This is a genomic window from Hydrogenophaga flava NBRC 102514, from assembly GCF_001571145.1.
In the GTDB taxonomy this organism is placed as follows: Bacteria; Pseudomonadota; Gammaproteobacteria; order Burkholderiales; family Burkholderiaceae_C; genus Hydrogenophaga; species Hydrogenophaga flava.
The window spans coordinates 1-1,453 of the sequence record NZ_BCTF01000067.1 but is presented as its reverse complement, the minus strand read 5'-3'; the positions used below and the strand labels follow the sequence as shown (position 1 = coordinate 1,453).

The following is a 1,453-nucleotide window of genomic DNA, read 5'->3' as shown; positions in this document are numbered from 1 at the left end:
GGGTGGATTCAACTGGTCGTTGCAACACCTTCAACCAGGAGGTGTTTATGGGACGACCCGCAGGATGGATGACGCAGTTGACGGGGAGGGACGCAATGCGCTCTCCTGGTGCGCCGTCGCTTCGGCGTGAGACTGAGCGGCAGTTCTGGAAGCAGATCGCGACCGGAATCACGAGCGAGAAGGCGGCAGAAGCCGTGGGCGTGTCGCAGCCGGTGGGCACTCGCTGGTTCCGTCATCGTGGCGGCATGCCATTGTTTCTGTCCAAGCCCGTGTCTACGAGGTATCTGTCATTCTCGGAGCGAGAGGAGATCGCACTCTTGCGAGCTCAAGACGTTGGCGTGAGGGAGATCGCTCGTCGTCTGGGACGTAGTCCATCGACCGTCTCACGGGAGCTGACGCGCAACGCTGCCACGCGAGGCGGGAAGCTCGATTACCGGGCATCAGTCGCGCAGTGGAAGTCCGAGTTGGCGGCCAGACGGAACAAGCCGGCCAAGCTCGTGAAGAACCCGCGTCTGCGCCAATACGTCCAAGAACGGCTGGAAGGCAAGATCCACGATGCCAAGGGAAGAGAGATTGAAGGGCCTCGGCAGGCTGCGTTCATCGGGCGCAACAAGCCCCATCGCGGGGACCGCAAGTGGGTCAATGGCTGGTCGCCAGAGCAGATTTCAAACCGGCTGCTGCTCGACTTCCCGGATGATCTGTCTATGCGCATCTCGCACGAAGCCATCTACCAGGCCCTGTACATCCAGGGCCGAGGCGCCCTGAAGCGCGAGCTGGTGAGCTACCTGCGCACAGGGCGCGCTTTGCGCGTGCCCCGGGCCAGAGCCCAGGCCAAAGCGTGGGCACATGTCAGTGAGGAGGTCATGATCTCCAGCCGTCCTGCAGAGGTAGAAGACCGTGCAGTCCCTGGACACTGGGAGGGAGACTTGATCATCGGCTTGGACAGGTCGGCCATTGGTACGCTGGTGGAACGGGCGAGCCGCTTCACGATGCTCGTGCACCTGCCGCGTGAGTCGGGATATGGACTGAAGCCCCGCACGAAGAACGGTCCCGCGTTGGCAGGTTACGGTGCCATCACCATGGCCAATGCCCTCAAGAGAACGGTGACGAAGCTGCCTACCCAGCTCTGGCAATCATTGACCTGGGATCGCGGCAAAGAGCTGTCCGACCATGCACGGCTGACCATCGAGTCAGGGATGAAGGTCTTCTTTGCCGATCCGCGCAGTCCATGGCAGCGCGGCACCAACGAGAACACGAACGGCCTGCTGCGCCAGTACTTCCCCAAGGGCACCGACCTGTCTCGGTGGAGCGAGCAAGAGATTGAAGCCGTGGCATTGACACTGAACAACAGGCCACGCAAGACGTTGGACTGGAAGACACCAGCGGAAGCACTGAATGACTACCTAAAATCCGTCGCTTAACCCGGTGTTGCGACGACCGGTTGAATCCACCC

The 1,453-nt window shown here is 61.5% G+C and carries 1 protein-coding gene; it reads left to right on the top strand.

Going from position 1 to position 1,453, the window contains the following annotated elements; genetic code table 11:
- The first annotated feature begins 68 nt into the window (after positions 1-68).
- Positions 69-1,421 (top strand): IS30 family transposase, encoded by a 1,353-nt coding sequence (locus HFL01S_RS24400; RefSeq protein WP_084383634.1) that lies wholly within the window; start codon positions 69-71, stop codon positions 1,419-1,421.
- Positions 1,422-1,453: the final 32 nt, after the last annotated feature.

Bases quoted from the DNA above. Each gene is read 5' to 3' on its own strand.
- HFL01S_RS24400 (WP_084383634.1), top strand. From the start codon at position 69: ATGACGCAGTTGACGGGGAGGGACGCAATGCGCTCTCCTGGTGCGCCG.